Below are 17,242 nucleotides of genomic sequence, written 5' to 3' on the forward strand. Positions count from 1 at the left end.
GGATTTTCCATGTTTAAAAAAATATTATATTTACTATCTACAGCCTATGTTATTTTATTTAACAATTTTGCTGAGGCTAAAACAGTAGAATATATTTTTAATGTTAACTATGAAACGGTAAATTATAGTGGTCAAGAGGCTAGAGGATTAGCAATAAATAATTCTATACCAGGGCCTACTGTTAAAGCAAAAGTAGGTGATACTTTAAAAATTACAGTTAACAACTATTTAGCTGAGGAAACCTCAATACACTGGCATGGCGTGCTATTACCTAATGATCAAGATGGGGTTCCTTATATAAATACTCCACCAATTCATCCAGGCAAGAGCTTTACTTATCAATATAAAGTAACTCATCCAGGTACTTATTGGTATCACTCTCACTCAGGACTACAAGAGCAACAGGGTGTATATGGTTCGATGATATTTTATCCTGAGAAAGAAACAGAAACATATGATGAAGAACATATAGTAGTACTTTCAGATTGGACCGATGAACATCCCGAACAAGTACTTGCCAATATTAAAAAAGATCCTGATTATTATGCACTTAAGAAAGACTCGGTGCAATCTTGGGATAAAGTTTTAAGCAATGGTTACAAAGCTTTTGATTTAAGAGTAAAAAATGCTGTCATGCGAATGGGACCTATGGATATGTCAGATGTAGGTTATGATGCATTTCTCATTAATGGCAAAAAGTCATTAGATTTAAGTAAAGCAAAACCAGGAAGCAAAATAAGACTGAGGATTATTAATGCTGCAGCTTCTTCATATTTTATTCTGGAATATTCCGGCAGCACTATGAAAGTTATTGAAGCAGATGGCATAAAAGTTAAGCCTTTTACCGCTCAAAGAATTAGAATTGCCATGGCTGAGACCTATGATGTTATTGTTACAGTACCAGATAATAAAACTTATGAGTTTAGAGCAACTTCAGAAGATGGCACAGGATATGCCACTGCTAGAATTGGTGCAGGAAAATTGGTTGCAGCCCCAACTATTCCCAAGCCTAACTTAGTGCTTATGGATATGAATATGTCCGGTATGCACGATATGAGTAGTATGGGCGGCAGCTCTTCTAGCCCAAAAGGTCATGACATGACAAGTATGACTGCTATGGAAAGTAGTAATAATACTCCTAAAGCGGATATAAAAATGAATGATATGGCGAACATGGATCATTCAAAACCACAACAATCCTCTACACATGAAATGCATAATATGCAAGCCATGGATAAAATGGAATATAAAGGACACAAAGAAAACAAACCAAAAGCAGCTCCTCAATTACCACATATAGCTTATTTGGATAACTACAAAGCTCTTAAATCTTTATCAGATTCTACCCTTCCTAAAAATAACCCAATCCGAGAAATTACCCTTAATTTAACTGGGTCAATGGAACGCTATGTATGGACTATTAATGATACACCTATGTATGCAGCTGATAAATTCTTTATTAAAAAAGGTGAAAATGTGAGGATGACTCTGGTTAATAAAACTATGATGCATCATCCTATTCATCTTCATGGGCATTTCTTTAGAGTGCTAAACGGCCAAGGTAAAGAAAGTCCATTAAAGCATACGGTAAATATAGCGCCTTATGAAACTACAACAATTGAATTTTATGCTAATGAAGAAAAAGATTGGATCTTCCATTGTCATAATCTTTACCATATGAAACTAGGTATGGGTGGCATTGTTAGTTACTCTGATCCTGAAGATAAAAATACCCCTAATCACTCTAAAAATCATTCAAAAGACCATGGTAACAAATGGTTTGCAGTTAATAGACTTGAAGGATTTTCAAACTTAGCTAGCTTTAGCACTAAGTTTACCAGAAATGATGATAACCTATTATTCGATGTAGAGCATAATTATAACAAGGATTATGAAGCCGAAATTAGATATCAGAGATTTACTTCTCAGTTCTTTGGTGCATATGTTGGAGGCAGTTTTGCTAAAGAAGACGGTGATACTTCCAATAAAGCCATTATAGGTTTTGAATATACTCTACCATTTTTAATTAAAAGTGATGTACGCTTAGACTCAAAAGGTAAACTTCGTTTTGGTTTAAATAATGAACATCAGTTAACTAATCGTACAAATCTTGATTGGAAATGGAATACTAATAGCGAATATAGATTTAATCTTAATTATTCCATCACTAAGCAATTATATATTTCCGGTAATTATGATGCCAAAGAAAAATTTGGAATCGGATTATCTATAAAATTTTGAAATTAATATGTTTTCAAAAGACTAAATATAATATAGGAAAAATTTATGAAATTAGAAAATAATAATAAATATCATTTAAGTTTAAGAATATTACATTGGTTAATGGCTATATTATTAATTGCTATGATTGGCGAAGGTTGGTTTATGATAAAACTAAAAAGTGGGCTGCCTTTGAAAAAAGAGCTTTTTAATTTACATAGATCTTTTGGGATTTTAATTTTAGTATTATTTTTTATAAGATCTTATATTAGATTTTCTACATATATCCCTCCTTTGCCATCAAATATAAGTAAATTTAATAACTTAGCTTCTTCTATAGGTCATAAACTTTTATATTTTTTTATGTTGATAGCTCCACTTACAGGAATTTTCGCTACAAGTTTTGCTGGATATAAAATTCCTTTTTTTTCATTTACTTTGCCTAAATTTATTGAAAAAAATTCAGAATTAAGTATGTTATTCCATGAAATTCATGCAATAATACCATACATATTTTCAGCTTTAATAATAGTACATGTAGGGGCTGCTTTAAAACACCAATTTTTAAATAAAATTAAATTATTACAAAGAATATGGTGATAAAAAAGTGCATGACATAAAACTTTAGTATTATTAGAAAAATTTGACAACCTTAAAATATATAAGAAAAAATATAAGGGTAGCTTTAAGCTACCCTTATATTTACGGAGACATTTAATAAATTATTATTAAATGTAATTATTTTTTATTATTAGTTTGTGTATTTTCTTTATTCGTCATATTTTTATGGTCCATATCTTTCATATCCATGTTTTTAACTTGTTCTTGTTTTTTTATATCTTCTTTGTCTTTATTTTCATTGGCATAACTTAGCTTAATGCTTAATAATATTGAAATTGCTGTTAATAAAATTTTGCTCATATAAGTATCCTCTTGCGTAATTGTTAGTACTTTAAGGAGAAAAGATTATTTAATCATAACATTTAATCAAGTCCATGTAAATAAATATATAATTTGTTAGTAAATATGTTATAATCAGTATTGGGTTTAATTATACTATTGAAAATAAAGCAAGTTATAATGTATGAAAAAGGAAATAATGATTACTAACAATTAACTTTAGGCGCATGGGCGCTTTAGTAATTTCTATTCTCTTTTTCTATTTATTTTAAAAATAAATAATAAGTAGAGGTTATATGGAACATTCTCATAATAATAGCAAACGTAAACATAAAACACTGCATGAGCATGCACACCATAATCTTGATATGAATAGCAGCTTACTTTTAAAGTCACTAATACTTACTGTAAGCTTTATGATTGTTGAAATTGTTGTTGGCATAATTTCGCAGTCTCTAACTATTTTGTCTGATGCGGGACATATGTTTACTGATGCCTTAGCCTTAGCTTTATCTTGGATAGCAATTTATTATTCTAAAAGACCGGCCAATAGTATTTTTACCTATGGCTACCATCGCTTTCAGATTATTGCCACTCTGATAAATGGTTTAAGTTTATTGATTCTCTCTATCTATATTATTTATGAAGCAATAATAAGGTTGTTTGAACCAATAACGTTAGAGGGTAAAACCTTAATATACGTAGGCTTAGCTGGGGCTGTAGTTAATGCTATAGCTTTTTGGATAATTAGCAAATCTTCACATAAAGATATGAACATTAAAAGTGCCTTACTTCATGTTATAAGCGATTTATTGGGTTCGCTTGCAGCGTTTGTAGCTGGCGTAGTTATAATATATACTGGATGGATGAATATTGATCCTATTTTATCATTATTTATTTCAATTTTATTACTTAAAACTACATGGCGCTTAATTAAACAATCTTCTATGGTCCTAATGGAAAGTAGCCCAGAAGGCATTACTCCCGAGCTAGTAAAAACACAGCTATTAAAGTTAAATACTCTAATTATAGATATTCATCATATACATATTTGGTCGATTAGTTCAACTAGTAACGCAATAACTCTTCATGTTATTGTTAATAGTAATATTAATAATCAAGATGAACTTATTAAAAACATGCGAGAATTCTTACATTCGGAATTTAGTATAGATCATATTACTATTCAGATTGAAACCAAACAATGTGATGAAATGCAACACTAGTAACTTATAAAGCACAGTGGCTTTTTATTGACATTAGTTAAATTCTAACATACGGTATAGTAAGGTTTAGCTATGACAAATGATAAAACAATCAACAACAAATCCATTATGCATGATATCAATTTACCAAGATTAAATAAAATTAAAGGTCAGATTGAAGGTATAAAAAAAATGATAGAAGAAAGTAGATATTGTCCTGAAATACTAACTCAATTAAAGGCGGTAAGAATAGCTATAAGAAATGTAGAGGTAAATATCTTAGAATCTCATTTATCACATTGTGTCACTAAAGCTTTTGATTCAAATGACGAATATGAAAAGCAGAAAAAAATAGAAGAAATTAAAAAATTGATCAAAAAGTTTGAGTAAAATTAGAGGGCAATATATGAATACCCAAGAACATCAGCACCATCATCATAGTGCTAAGCATATTAAAACTTCTGATGACCAAGTTGAGCATAAAAATCATGCTAGTTGTTGTGCTATTCATCAGGCAAACAATAAGGGAGATTTAAATGTAGGAAAAGATGCTTTTTTTACTTGCCCTATGCATCCTGAGATAAGACAAAAAGGTCCTGGAAACTGCTCAAAATGTGGGATGGCACTTGAACCAGAACAAATTACATTAGAAGTAGGAGAAGATCATGAATATCTCTCCATGAAAAAAAGGTTTATTATTTCTGCTGTTTTAGCAATACCATTGATGATTATAGCAATGGGTAAGCATTTTATTGGTATTCCAGATAAAATATCTAACATATTAGAACTGCTACTTGCAACCCCAATTGTAATTTGGGGTGGTTGGCCATTTTTTAAATTAGGTTATCAATCACTACTCAATAAAAGCTTAAATATGTATACATTACTTAGCTTAGGGATAGGAGCAGCTTATATATTCAGTGTAATATCTATTATCTTAGTCCATCAATTCATACTACTACAGAAAGTAGGAGTTTATTTTGAGGCTGCAGGAGTGATTACAACGCTTGCATTACTTGGTCAGGTGATGGAGCTTAAAGCCAGGAGTTATAGTAACAATGCAATTCGTGAGTTATTAGGACTGGCTCCAAAAACTGCCCGTATAGTTAAATCTGATAATACAGAGGTAGATATACCACTAGAAGAAGTAGCAATAGGTAACCTTATTAGAATTAGGCCAGGTGAGAAAATACCAGTGGATGCCATTATTATAGAAGGTAACAGTAATATAGATGAATCTATGTTAACGGGCGAATCAATGCCTGTATATAAGAACATAGGAGATAAAGTTATAGGCGGAACTCTGAATGGTAATGGTAGTATAATTGTTAAAGCAGAGCGTATAGGTAAAGAAACAGTACTTGCACAAATAGTTGAGATGGTATCAAAAGCTCAAAGAAGCAAAATGCAAATCCAGAAATTAGCAGACTTAACTTCAGCTTATTTTGTACCAATAGTGATACTTATTGCCATTATCACGGGTTTAATTTGGTATATTGCTGGTCCTGAGCCAAAATTAGCTTATGCTATGGTTAATAGTATTGCGGTATTAATCATAGCATGTCCATGCGCTTTAGGTCTTGCCACTCCCATGTCCATTATGGCAGCCAGTGGAAAAGGCGCTAAGCTGGGAATTTTAATTAAAGATGCTTCTAGTTTAGAGTTACTCAGTAAAATTGATACCATAGTCGTTGATAAGACGGGTACTTTAACTGAAGGAAAGGCTAAGCTAACTTTGATTAAATCTCTTGGGGAGTATGATGAGAGTAAATTGCTCTACTGGGCTGCAAGCCTTGAGCAGAATAGTGAGCATCCATTGGCTGCGGCAATTGTTAATGCCGCAAAGGAAAAGAATATCAATCTAGCGAAAGTAGAAAATTTTCAATCAATTACTGGGCAAGGAATAATAGGCTCAATTGATGGAGTAGCTATCTCTTTTGGTAATCTAAAATTATTTAGTGAAGAAGTTAACAATATAGAGCAAATAGATAAGCTAGCTTTTGAAATGAGAAGAGATGGCCAAACCGTTATGTTCTTTGGGATTGAGGGTAAGATAGAGGCTTTGTTCTGTACAGCCGATCCTATTAAACCTTCAGCTTGTAATGCGATTAAAGAGTTAAAACAGAATAATGTTAATATTATAATGTTAACAGGTGATAATCTTACTACTGCTTTAGCTATAGCTAAGAAGTTAAATATAAACAAGGTAGAAGCGGGAGTTACTCCTGCCCGTAAAGCAGAAGTTATTAAAGATCTACAGCTTCAAGGTAAGATTGTAGCGATGGCAGGAGATGGCATTAATGATGCTATTGCTTTAGCTCAAGCCAATGTAGGGATTGCCATGGGAAATGGCACAGATATAGCTATAGAAAGTGCAGGGATTACATTACTTAAAGGCGATATTAACGGTATAATCAAAGCTTATAAACTTAGCAAAGCTACTATTCGTAATATTAAGCAAAATCTTTTCTTTGCTTTTATTTATAATATACTTGGAGTACCTATAGCAGCAGGTATTTTATATCCCTGGCTTGGAGTATTATTAAGCCCAATATTTGCAAGTGTGGCAATGAGCTTTAGTTCTATCTCGGTAATAATAAATTCACTTAGATTGAAGGACTTATAAATTAGGGTGATTTATTTTACTTAAAATATTAGTTTTACATAACGGAGAAGTATAATATTAAAGAGAAGGTTCCAGGTAATTTCAGAGTAAAAATAACGATAGAAAATGGGATATTAACCGCGAAAGTGTTAGGAAAATTATGCCTTAAATGTTCAAAACTTATTCGATTTTAAAGAACATTAAATACTGATACTTTTCACTCCAAGGTAACTTTCGTCACTTTCTCTCAGTTCATATTTTTCTTCTCTAGGTAATTTTAACAAATAGTCATAAATTATGTGCTTTAAGGCTATATGGCAGGTTATTAAAAAATTCAAGTGAACTCTCAAATTTAGTTATAAGTTATATATGTAAGCATTTGAACTTTGATACAGTAATTAGCATTCATAAACCTATAAGAAAAGCTACTTATATTGAACATCGAAAATATTATTTGATCATTTAGAATTTACTAGCTTTTGCGAAAAGGCTAAAACAAATTTTGAGATTTGGATTAAATATCCTCTCACAAAAAGCATAAAAGTTATTGCAGTCGATTAGGGCAAACATTTAAAATACTCGTTATAATAATTTTATATTACCTATATATAAAAATCCATGATTATTAAATAATTAACTTAGGACTTTGTTTAAGAAGGTAGCATAAATGTACATTTGACAATATGTATATTTATGCTATTATTATAAGAAATATTATAAGGTTATGAAATGTCTAGAATAGTATTGGAAGTAACGCCAGAACAACATAAGCAAATCAAGGTTATGGCTTCGCTTGAGGGGAAATCGATAAAAGAACTGATTCTTGAAAGTGTATTTAATGAAAAGAAAACTTTTAAAAGTAGTACTTTAAAAGCTATAGATGACGTTAACCAAAACAAAAACCTAAACACCTATAATTCCGCTAAGGAATTATTTAATAAGTTCAGATAATAATTTTATGCTAAAGATTAAAACCACAATACAATTTGAGAAAGACTTGAGACTCATGAAGAAAAGAGGTAAGAATTTAAGCAAAATTGAAGTTATTGTCGATAAACTATCCACTAATGTGAAGCTTCCAATCAAAAATAAAGACCATAAATTAGTTAATTATAATGACTATAGAGAATGCCATATTGAACCCGATTGGCTATTAATTTATTATAAAGATATCAAGGAATTAAATTTGATTAGAACGGGTACACATTCGGATTTATTTAAATAATTTACACTATAATAAAGATTATTTCTTGAATAGCTTTTCTGTTGCGGCTGCGAGTTCCTCATGAGTAGGGGCAATATATCTTAAAAGCTCTTTGATTGTAGTATTGCCACTGAGTCTATGAGCAACCTCAATTCCTTCTTCTTTAGTAATTGCTTTTAAAACTGTGTGCCTGAGCATATGAGGAGATAATTTTATTGGTTCTTGTGACTTTACAGAAGCCTGTTTAGCAATCCTATCACAAATTAAACTTACATCTCTTGTTGTTAGCCTCTTTCCACTTTTAGAAACAAATAGCGGTTCTTTTTCTAAAAGCTCTTTCCTAGTTTGCAAATATAAATCTACCCTTTCTTTAGCGTCACTTGGTAAAGGTATTTTTTTTGAAACCTTTCGCCCTTTTCTTATGACGTTATGAAAACCTCTTGAATGATATTGCTCTATATTTAGCCTTACAAGCTCTGAAACCCTCAAGCCCGTGTAGAGTAAAGTATAAAAAACTGCAACTTCCATCAATGGGTTTTGGTTAGCTCTGGTACATAAAGCAATGCGGTGTTCACAACTTGCTTTAAGTCTTTGTATAGTTAAGTTGTCTAAGCCTCTCCACTGAGGCTCTTCAATGCCTATATCCATAACGTCTTTAAGGGGATTTCCTGCTAAGAAGTTCCGCTGGGTATGTATCCACCTAGCCGCATGTCTTATGGTTGCGAAGATTCTATTGATATAAGTAAAGTTATATAGAATCTCTAACAAATGATTTTGAAATCCTTTAGACACTGAAGTAGTCCAAAAATCGATATTGTCGGTTTTCATAGATTTATAAAAGTATTCTAAAAACTTGGTGATATCGTTTTTTTTGGCTTTAATTGTGCCAGGGGCTGCATTTAGCACCTGAGTTGCAAAATAAGTATCCAGCCAGTAACCAAGTGAATCGTTTTGCGATTCTTTGTGCAGGGTGATGTTAATGTCTCTAGATTCTAAAACTTCAATATTAGTCATATTAGCTACTTGTATTATCTGGTTGTAGATCCTTTAGCTTATTTAAAGTTTCTAAGTCAATAAGTGCTGCTGTTGGTTTCCCGTTCTTTGTAATTATAAAAGTTTCATTTTTATAATTCACTTGGTTTAGAACGTCAGCTAAATTTTGTCTAAGTTCAATTGAAGAGATTTCTTTATGCATAATGACCATTATTATAATAACGTACGTTATATTAATAATATACGTACTGTTCTTAATAGTCAATACGTACATAACGTACGTCTTTCATTATATTAAATCTTCTCGGTAGTAAACTTTGCAATATTTTTTATAAGTTCTAAAAATGAGTTTCGTGCATATCTGGGGCTAATGGAAAACAGCCTTTTGCTGTTTAGTACCGAGAAGATGGGTTCTAGGTAGTAAATGCAAAATTAAATAAAAATATAATTGACATATTGTCGCTTTTGTGCGACAATTAATTAAATAAGAAATGTATATAGATGCAAAGTGGAAATATTAATTTATAAAAAAAATAACAAAGAACCTTTTACTGAGTGGTTGAAATCGATAAAGGACAAAGAAACTGCTGCTAGAATAAGAAACAGGGTAGCAAGAATAGCTTTAGGTAATCTTGGCGATTATAAAACAATCGAGAAAAATTTATATGAAATGAGGTTATTTTTTGGTTCCGGATACCGTATTTATTTTGGGAAAAAAGGAGCCAGGTTAGTTGTACTTCTAATCGGAGGAGATAAAAGTACGCAAAAGAATGATATACAAAAGGCTCAGGAGTATTGGTATGATTTTAAAGGAGAAAGTGATGAGTAACAAAAATAATTTTAGGACGTTTGAAGAGTTCAATCTTTCCTTACTTAGCGAACCGGATGATGCAGAAATCTATTTAAAAGTAGCATTAGAAGAATATAAGAATGATGGAGACACAAAAGCTTTCCTATTAGCTCTAAAAAGCGTGGCAGAGGCACAAGGGGGAATAGCAAAACTAGCAAAGAAAAGTACTATTAATCGTCAAAATCTATATAAATTATTGAATGGTAAGACAGAGCCTAAGCTTACAACTTTCCTGAAGATAATGGACGGGCTTAATGTAGAATTAGATTTCCATGTAAGAAACATACTAGGGAAATGATAACTAATCATTTTATGAAATACATAATATTGCTTGGAAAACAGCAGTACAGCATTAAATAGACGGAAAAAAAGATGATGAATGAAATCATTAATATTAATGAAGAAAAACTTGAATATTTGAAGCATTTCTCGAAAAAATACAATAAATCCTTAGATATGATTATAGATGAGGCTATTGATCTATATATAGAGTCATTAATAGACAAAGAAGATTATGATGATGCCGTTAAAATTATGGAATCAAACCCTAAATTGATTAGCTTTGAAGAAATGAAGGAAAAATATAATCTGCAAGATAGTAAAAAACCATCTAAATCAGAAACAGAACAGCTAACTAAATTAGAGAAAGAGATTTTGGAAGGTATCAATCAAGCCTTACAATATGCGAAAGGTGACAAATCTGTCGGTACAAAATATACATTTGAAGTTCCAGAAAATTCAAAGCAAAATAAACAAAAAAAGAATAAAAAGAAATAACATAGAAGTATGAAATCAGGAAAACATATTTTAATGTTTTCCGCTTTTCAATATTCAACCAATGAGTATGACGTGCTTCTACCACTTAGATCGTCCTTTTTCAGAATACCCTTTTCAATTAGATCTTTGAGATCTCTAATTGCCGTATCTTGCGAGCATTTACAAATTTTCGCCCATTTTGATGATGTTAGTTTACCTTCAAAATCCTCTAGTAAGCGGTTAATAATATTCTTTTGTCGTTCATTTAAATACTGGTCTTTAAATACATCCCAAAACTTAGCTTTTGCAAGAATATTACCAAGCAGGTTTTCAGAATCCAGAACGGCTAAAGAAAGTGTTTCAAGGAAATACTTAATCCATTCAGTTATATCAAGATTTCCTTTTTGGCTATTCTCTAATATCTCATAATATTTACTGCGGTCTTTCTGGATTTGGCTAGACATACTATAAAATCTTTGCGGACTAGCCTCACTTCTAGCAAGTAATAATTCTGAAATAGCCCTTGCTATTCTACCATTACCATCATCAAAAGGGTGTATTGTAACAAACCAGAAATGTGCTATTGCTGCTTTTAGAACTGGGTTTTCATTATTTGAATTATTAAACCAATCTAAAAAATGTTGCATTTCGTTTTCAATAATATGACCACTAGGTGCTTCATAATGAACCTTTTCCCTGCCATAAGCCCCTGAAACCACTTGCATAGGATCATTCTCTGGTTTCCTCCAAGAGCCAACATTAATTTTATGCATACCATTTCTTCCAGTAGGAAATAAGGCATAATGCCAATCAAAAAGCCTTTGTTTTGTTAAGGGTTTAATATTGTCCTTGGTTGCATTTAACATGACTTCAACAATACCCTCAACATTTCTATCTGCTTTATTTAACCCAGCTATTTCTATTCCCATCCTATTAGCGATTGATGAACGTACTGCTTCAACCGATAGCTCTTCCCCTTCAATTGCACTTGTTTTAATAATCTCTTCTGTAAGAATTCTTAAAGTAGCTTCCTCCCTTAACTCAAAACCAAATTGTAACATTTTACCTAGAAGCTTGCCTTGTTGGTATCTTACATTTGCAAGCAAATCCCCAAGTATATCTTTGTTATATGAAAATCTTGGCCATAAAGGTAATTGATGAATGTACATCGCTATCTCCGCATATTATGCATAGATTATATCACATTTTCAACGCAATAACAACATTATTCACCGCATATTATGCGTAGAATAATGAATATAATCTCCGCATTGTTAAAATACGGCTTTTTAATTCAGGAATAATAAGGTCTAATAATATAGACTATAAGGCATTACCCAATACTTTATGGATTTATTGGTGATTATTGGAATACTTCAAGGGCATTGATGACTCTTTGCCCTTTTCAGAAAGGTAAGCTTTTTTACGCGGCTAATTCAACTTTAGATTTATTACGTCGTAAAGACAAGATTAAACTACATTTTAAAGCCGTTTGGTTTTATATTTATATTATTAGCATCAGCATTAACCTTTAAATCAATTAGTATTGAATCAAGATGTTTTAATTTTTCCTCTTTCATCTTAGAAGGTATATATTTACTATCCGCTAAATTATTACTTATATTAAGAGCTTTTTCACTTAGACTCTGTTCTTGTAGGATATCCTGAATCTTAAGCTTGGCTGCAACAAGCTTTTCTTCTGCTATTTTACTTATAATAACTGCATCTTCTCTTTTTCTAAGTGAAAATCTTAGTTTCTCACTATACTCTTTAAATTTGACAGCTCTTTCTTGATATTTTTGACCTTTACTAAAGATCCTATTTAAAATACCTCCGTATTGCTTCTTAAAGTGTTCATTTAAGTCAAGCTGGTCAAAACTTGGTGATTCTAAAGTCTGAATAACCTTATCGGCTATTTCTGGGTAATTATTAGTAATATGAGTTTTATAGTCCTCAACATTTGATGCTGTAATTCTTATTGTTTCTTTTGCAGAATATAACTCATCCCTTAATTTAGATATCTCTTTATCTAAATTAATAATAGCTTCTAATTCTTTTACCTCTTCATTGTGCTGGCTGATTCTAATAGCCATAATGCTTTTATATTCCTGTGCCTGCTGCATAAAGCTATCTTTCTGCATTACATCTAAAACACATCCGTCAACTTTATCAGATATATTAGCTTCGAATCTATAAATACGGTCTACTAAATTGTTAAGAACCTCGTATTGGGCTTCGTCCATGAATCTACCGATTTTTTCTTTGGTATTTTGGATTTTTACAAGTAATTTATTATATTCCTTACCTTTGCGTTTAACTTCAACAAACTCTTTTGCTGCTTCTAATAAAATCTCTTTTTTCTGTATTTCTTCAGCATTAACGTCTTTGTTTGTCTCTAGTAATTTGATTTCTTTGGTGAGCTCCTCAATCTTGTATTCTTCTTTGTTTATTACAACTGCAAACATTTCAAGCTGCCTTTCTAACTCAAGAAGGGTTTCCTTATCCTCATTGATGTTTTTAAAGACTTCTACGACTTGATCACGAATGAATGAATCCTTTTTACTTTTCAGTCCAAATGCTATCTGTTCATCACTATAAATATCATAAATATATTGATAATGATTATTATCTTTGATGTCTTTTATTGACTGTGCATTTTGAACTAATGAATCAAATTCTTTATCATTTAAGATCTCAAGACAAAGATTAACATTGCAGGTTCTAACAATCTCGTCTGCTAGCAATATACCTTTAGGAGTATTAGCATGCTCCAAGAATTCTTTAATCTTAGCTTTTTGCTTCTCGGTAAAGTCACTTGTTGCAAGCAACTTGGCATCTTTTAATAGCTTGAGTTTGTTATAACCAGCTTCTTGAACATACATTTTTGCTTTTTCGTAATCATTCAATATACTTTGAGCTAATTCCTTTCTTCTACTAAATAATGCAGGGAGTGTTTTAGAGCGTTCCTCAACATTCTCATAATCTTTATACAAATCAAATATTCTTTCATTAACCTGTTTATACTCTTTAACATCCCTAAAAGCGTTATCTTCGTATTCAAGTTCTCTTTGGCTTTTTTGGAAGCTAATAACGTTATATTTAACTGCTCTTCTTGCAAGTTTTGCAGCTAGTTTAAATACTATGTTGTCGTTAGGTTTAATATTAAAGCTCTTCTTATCATAATATAGTTTTAATTTCGCTTTATGCCTTGTAAGTAAAGGATAAGATAGGTTTGAATCAAGTGTTTTGGTAAGTAAGGCATACACGCTTTCAACCGAGCCGCCCTGCCACTTGTTAATTGTTGCCGCATATGCGTGTGTTATATGGTTATATTTCGTAACGTCTATCTTCTTAATGCCTTCGCCAACTACATCAATAGTAAGGATATCCCCTTTAATCTCAAGTATCTTACCCGTCATACCGTTACGAATATTGTAATCTTTATATTCATTTTGTAAGAACATAATTCGGTCGCCAACTGAGAAGTTAAGGTAATTACCCTTAGCAACTTTAATTTTAAACTGCTCTTTCAGCCTTCCAGCCTTAATATAAAGATTTCTAACTAACTGGTTCAGCTCATCTACTTCTTTATTGTTTCTTGTTAGTATTATTGAATCATCAAAGTTTGACTTACCTTCCAGTACGTCAGTCACTATATCAATTGCAGCCATCTTTTTGGCTTGCTCTAAATTCTCATACTCTCTAAAACACTTATTCTCATTATATAAACTTAAAGCTTCATAAAACTCATCATTAGCCATGTGAATAGTTGCTTTTCTTTGCCATTCATCCCTTTGCCTACGAACCTCTGTTAGTTCATATGTACCAAGCTTATGACCAAGATATCCAAACAATTGACCTGCATCAATTGGCTGCGCTTGGTTAATATCACCAACCATTACCACTTTAGCGCCTACTCTTTCCACAATCTTTAGTACTTCACGTATTTTTCTAGCATCAAGCATTCCCGATTCATCAATGACAAGAATATCACCTCTTTTTAGGTCTCTATGATATTTTCTTAAGAACATTTCGGCAGTGGAGAATTCAATTCCTGTTTCATTATAACCATTTCGTGCAGCTGCCCCAGCAAGAGCTATACCATACATTTTGGTACCTTTTGAGGTTTGTTTAGTAAGCTCTTTAAACCTCAACAATAACCTTGTTTTACCTGCACCAGCAACCCCTTGAATAATAGATATATTGTTAGACTTAAGAACATGGCGAACAGCTCCCTGCTGAGGAATTGATAAATCCGTAAGCCCAAGCATTCTTTCAAATTCGGAACTATAATATACATCAGACTTAGTTTTATTAAGCTTATTCACTAAAGTTAAAATATCTTCTTCAACTTTAATATATTCCCAAGTACTATATATGTTCTCGCCTTTTAAAGTTTGTCTAGGCATAAGCCTTAAGTGGTTTTTAATTATATGCTCTCTAAGCAAAATATTGATTTTTTTATCTGCTTGCTCGACACTAACATGCTGATTAATCGCCCTAGTAAGGTCATTTTTAGTAAAGACACCTAATTTTTCTGATAACTCTTTGACTACCTTATTAGATAAGTCTTTAATATCCTTATCTATTTTAAATTCAATACCATCAGATTCACGTGCTTTTAATATTAAATCATCAACGTTTACTTTAACGCCAAGCTTAGATTGAATAACTTCGTCAATCTGAGAATTGGACATGCTATTGAGGGTAAATCTCGAGATAAAGTGACGGGCTTTAGAATCTTTGGCAATTTCAAATATGTTTGCTTTAGCAAAGTTTAACACTTCATCTTTCAATGTTTTATCTGCTTTATTTGAAATAATCCTTATAGCTTTATTAAGGTCATGATCTGTAAAGAATCCTTTACTTTTACGGCAAAACTCTTCGAAGTATTTAGCCGCTAAACTAATTCTTTTCTCTTTGTTAAGTTCTCCAGAATTACTAGAATTAGCTTCAGGATCTTCAGTATTTGAAGCGTCAAAGGATTCATTATCTGAGCTTGAATCATTCTTATCCTTGATAGCACCTTCTAAGTTATTGAGGTGTTCTAGTAGATCAGTTGACTTATACTTTTTCCCTTTTTTAAACGCTGCCAGCATATCACTACCAGTTAGCTCAGCCATATATAAATCCAAGAATTCTTGAAAGCTCTCATCTTTTCCAAGCTTCTGATAAACAGGCTGACATATATTATATAATTGGTCTAAAATTTCCTTATTTGTGAAGTTTACATACTTATGGCATACCAATTTTAAGAGCTGTATAGGATCTTGAATTATAAGCATCGCATTCTTTAAACGGACATCATTATTATGATCAATACGATCTGCAAAACCATCAATTTGATACTTGATTCTAGCTGCATATCCCTCATGTATTGTTGCTTGGACATCAAGCCCTAAATCCTTATAAGATTTATTAGTAATGCGAATATCAAGTCCTCTTTTTACAAAGTACTCATTGGAAAAGGTTGCCCAATCCTCACGTATTGTATCCAGAAAATCTTCTTTATCAATTTCACGGTTTTTCTTCGCAGAAAACCCGTCTTTTTCAATTGCCCTTGTTGTTACAACCACATGTGCATGAGGATTGTGTTTTTTGTCAATATGAACGGCATAGTTTGCAACTAATGAATGCTTATAAACAAAGTTCTGATTAATAAAGTTTTCTAATAAAACAATGTTATCTTCCATAGATATTTCATTATGAAGGGCTATCGTTAAGTCTCTTACATAACGTGCATCTTTTCTTTTTTCAGCTTGTATTATTTTATCTACTAAACTTTGTTCATCTAAACACCAACTTGGGGCATGACTTGGTGCTAATATCTTAGAACTGTAAAGTCCTTGTTTACGAGTAAAATCTTTAGTATCAAAGGTTTTTACATTTGTATCATGGTCAATATTTGTCTCAATTAAACGCTGCGTTAGGCGATATGCGAGGCATGCAACTAGGCTACGATCAGATCCATCTGCTCGTTTTGCTCCAATATACCAATAATACAAATGATAGATAGCCATATTTACTCATTTCGCCCTGCATTGTTCACAATGCGTAAGTGCGCTATTCCGATTCCTCAGAATAGATTATAACCTATGGTTTCGCAACTTGCAAGACTAGTTGCTTATATTTTGTTAATTTTAAGGGGTTCATTGCCACCCCTATAACCCGCTAGGATATTAAACAATAAAGGTGATTAATTTGTTTGACTTTGTTTTACACCCTGAGTTATAATTTAATTTACAGGCAAGCAGGGATGCTTAATGTCTGTCAATGAAGGTGATGGGGTGTAACGCCCCTTCCCTATAACTATTTGTATTGGCATAAATTATGAGTAACATATTAGATAAGATTAAAGCATTAGAAGCTGAAAAACTTGAACTAATTGAAAAAAGACGCACTGAGATTATCAAGGTTTTAGATAAGCTAGGTCTCTTGTTTTGTGAGGACGAGTATATTATAGGTGCGTTAGTTAAAGTTAAGGAAGCAAAGGACAATGATGACAAAGT

Annotated in this window: 15 protein-coding genes; 10 read left to right on the forward strand and 5 right to left on the reverse strand. The window is 32.0% G+C overall.

From position 1 onward, the window contains the following. Positions 1-9: 9 nt before the first annotated feature. Positions 10-2,241, forward strand: coding sequence for a hypothetical protein (locus BGO27_03470; protein ID OJV12564.1), 2,232 nt, complete (start codon positions 10-12; stop codon positions 2,239-2,241). Between the two features lie 45 nt (positions 2,242-2,286). Continuing rightward, on the forward strand, positions 2,287-2,820 hold the full coding sequence (locus BGO27_03475; protein ID OJV12565.1) for a hypothetical protein: 534 nt from the start codon (positions 2,287-2,289) through the stop codon (positions 2,818-2,820). A gap of 138 nt (positions 2,821-2,958) precedes the next feature. Here BGO27_03475 and BGO27_03480 read toward each other — a convergent pair whose 3' ends face one another. Further along, on the reverse strand, positions 2,959-3,141 hold the full coding sequence (locus BGO27_03480; protein OJV12566.1) for a hypothetical protein: 183 nt from the start codon (positions 3,139-3,141) through the stop codon (positions 2,959-2,961). Between the two features lie 347 nt (positions 3,142-3,488). On the opposite strand from BGO27_03480, the gene BGO27_03485 reads away from it, so the two are divergent. The 5 genes from BGO27_03485 (at position 3,489) to BGO27_03505 (ending at position 8,155) form a co-directional block, all read left to right on the forward strand. Beyond that, entirely contained in the window at positions 3,489-4,346 is an 858-nt protein-coding gene (locus BGO27_03485) for a hypothetical protein (GenBank protein ID OJV12577.1), read from the forward strand. Positions 4,347-4,418: 72 nt separating this feature from the next. Next, positions 4,419-4,715, forward strand: coding sequence for a hypothetical protein (locus tag BGO27_03490; protein OJV12567.1), 297 nt, complete (start codon positions 4,419-4,421; stop codon positions 4,713-4,715). Positions 4,716-4,731: 16 nt separating this feature from the next. Further along, positions 4,732-6,951 carry a copper-translocating P-type ATPase gene (locus tag BGO27_03495; protein ID OJV12568.1) on the forward strand — a complete coding sequence of 740 codons (2,220 nt, stop codon included), beginning with the start codon at positions 4,732-4,734 and terminating at the stop codon, positions 6,949-6,951. Positions 6,952-7,659: 708 nt separating this feature from the next. Continuing rightward, entirely contained in the window at positions 7,660-7,881 is a 222-nt protein-coding gene (locus BGO27_03500; GenBank protein ID OJV12569.1) for a hypothetical protein, read from the forward strand. A gap of 7 nt (positions 7,882-7,888) precedes the next feature. Then, positions 7,889-8,155 carry a hypothetical protein gene (locus BGO27_03505; protein OJV12570.1) on the forward strand — a complete coding sequence of 89 codons (267 nt, stop codon included), beginning with the start codon at positions 7,889-7,891 and terminating at the stop codon, positions 8,153-8,155. Between the two features lie 18 nt (positions 8,156-8,173). On the opposite strand, the gene BGO27_03510 is transcribed toward BGO27_03505, so the two are convergent. After that, positions 8,174-9,148 (reverse strand): hypothetical protein, encoded by a 975-nt coding sequence (locus tag BGO27_03510; GenBank protein OJV12571.1) that lies wholly within the window; start codon positions 9,146-9,148, stop codon positions 8,174-8,176. Between the two features lies 1 nt (position 9,149). Then, a complete protein-coding gene (locus BGO27_03515) occupies positions 9,150-9,329 on the reverse strand; it encodes a hypothetical protein (GenBank protein OJV12572.1) in 180 nt (59 codons plus the stop codon). A 306-nt stretch (positions 9,330-9,635) separates the two neighbouring features. Here BGO27_03515 and BGO27_03520 point away from each other — a divergent pair, with 306 nt between their 5' ends. From BGO27_03520 to BGO27_03530, 3 genes are all read left to right on the forward strand, one after another. After that, positions 9,636-9,956, forward strand: coding sequence for a hypothetical protein (locus BGO27_03520; protein ID OJV12573.1), 321 nt, complete (start codon positions 9,636-9,638; stop codon positions 9,954-9,956). Next, positions 9,949-10,275, forward strand: a complete 327-nt coding sequence (locus BGO27_03525; protein OJV12578.1) for a hypothetical protein — start codon at positions 9,949-9,951, stop codon at positions 10,273-10,275. The genes BGO27_03520 and BGO27_03525 overlap by 8 nt, the downstream gene beginning before the upstream one ends. Positions 10,276-10,349: 74 nt before the next feature. Beyond that, positions 10,350-10,754, forward strand: coding sequence for a hypothetical protein (locus BGO27_03530; GenBank protein OJV12574.1), 405 nt, complete (start codon positions 10,350-10,352; stop codon positions 10,752-10,754). Between the two features lie 47 nt (positions 10,755-10,801). Here BGO27_03530 and BGO27_03535 read toward each other — a convergent pair whose 3' ends face one another. Beyond that, positions 10,802-11,902: a cell filamentation protein Fic gene (locus tag BGO27_03535; GenBank protein OJV12575.1), complete on the reverse strand. Its 1,101-nt coding sequence runs from the start codon at positions 11,900-11,902 to the stop codon at positions 10,802-10,804. Between the two features lie 306 nt (positions 11,903-12,208). Next, positions 12,209-16,753: a hypothetical protein gene (locus BGO27_03540; protein OJV12576.1), complete on the reverse strand. Its 4,545-nt coding sequence runs from the start codon at positions 16,751-16,753 to the stop codon at positions 12,209-12,211. Between the last annotated feature and the right edge of the window lie 489 nt (positions 16,754-17,242).

The sequence above is a fragment of the Alphaproteobacteria bacterium 33-17 genome (genome assembly GCA_001897445.1).
GTDB lineage: Bacteria > Pseudomonadota > Alphaproteobacteria > Rickettsiales > 33-17 > 33-17.

Bases quoted from the DNA above. Each gene is read 5' to 3' on its own strand.
- BGO27_03470 (OJV12564.1), top strand. From the start codon at position 10: ATGTTTAAAAAAATATTATATTTACTATCTACAGCCTATGTTATTTTA.
- BGO27_03475 (OJV12565.1), top strand. From the start codon at position 2,287: ATGAAATTAGAAAATAATAATAAATATCATTTAAGTTTAAGAATATTA.
- BGO27_03480 (OJV12566.1), bottom strand. From the start codon at position 3,141: ATGAGCAAAATTTTATTAACAGCAATTTCAATATTATTAAGCATTAAG.
- BGO27_03485 (OJV12577.1), top strand. From the start codon at position 3,489: ATGAATAGCAGCTTACTTTTAAAGTCACTAATACTTACTGTAAGCTTT.
- BGO27_03490 (OJV12567.1), top strand. From the start codon at position 4,419: ATGACAAATGATAAAACAATCAACAACAAATCCATTATGCATGATATC.
- BGO27_03495 (OJV12568.1), top strand. From the start codon at position 4,732: ATGAATACCCAAGAACATCAGCACCATCATCATAGTGCTAAGCATATT.
- BGO27_03500 (OJV12569.1), top strand. From the start codon at position 7,660: ATGTCTAGAATAGTATTGGAAGTAACGCCAGAACAACATAAGCAAATC.
- BGO27_03505 (OJV12570.1), top strand. From the start codon at position 7,889: ATGCTAAAGATTAAAACCACAATACAATTTGAGAAAGACTTGAGACTC.
- BGO27_03510 (OJV12571.1), bottom strand. From the start codon at position 9,148: ATGACTAATATTGAAGTTTTAGAATCTAGAGACATTAACATCACCCTG.
- BGO27_03515 (OJV12572.1), bottom strand. From the start codon at position 9,329: ATGCATAAAGAAATCTCTTCAATTGAACTTAGACAAAATTTAGCTGAC.
- BGO27_03525 (OJV12578.1), top strand. From the start codon at position 9,949: ATGAGTAACAAAAATAATTTTAGGACGTTTGAAGAGTTCAATCTTTCC.
- BGO27_03530 (OJV12574.1), top strand. From the start codon at position 10,350: ATGATGAATGAAATCATTAATATTAATGAAGAAAAACTTGAATATTTG.
- BGO27_03535 (OJV12575.1), bottom strand. From the start codon at position 11,902: ATGTACATTCATCAATTACCTTTATGGCCAAGATTTTCATATAACAAA.
- BGO27_03540 (OJV12576.1), bottom strand. From the start codon at position 16,753: ATGGCTATCTATCATTTGTATTATTGGTATATTGGAGCAAAACGAGCA.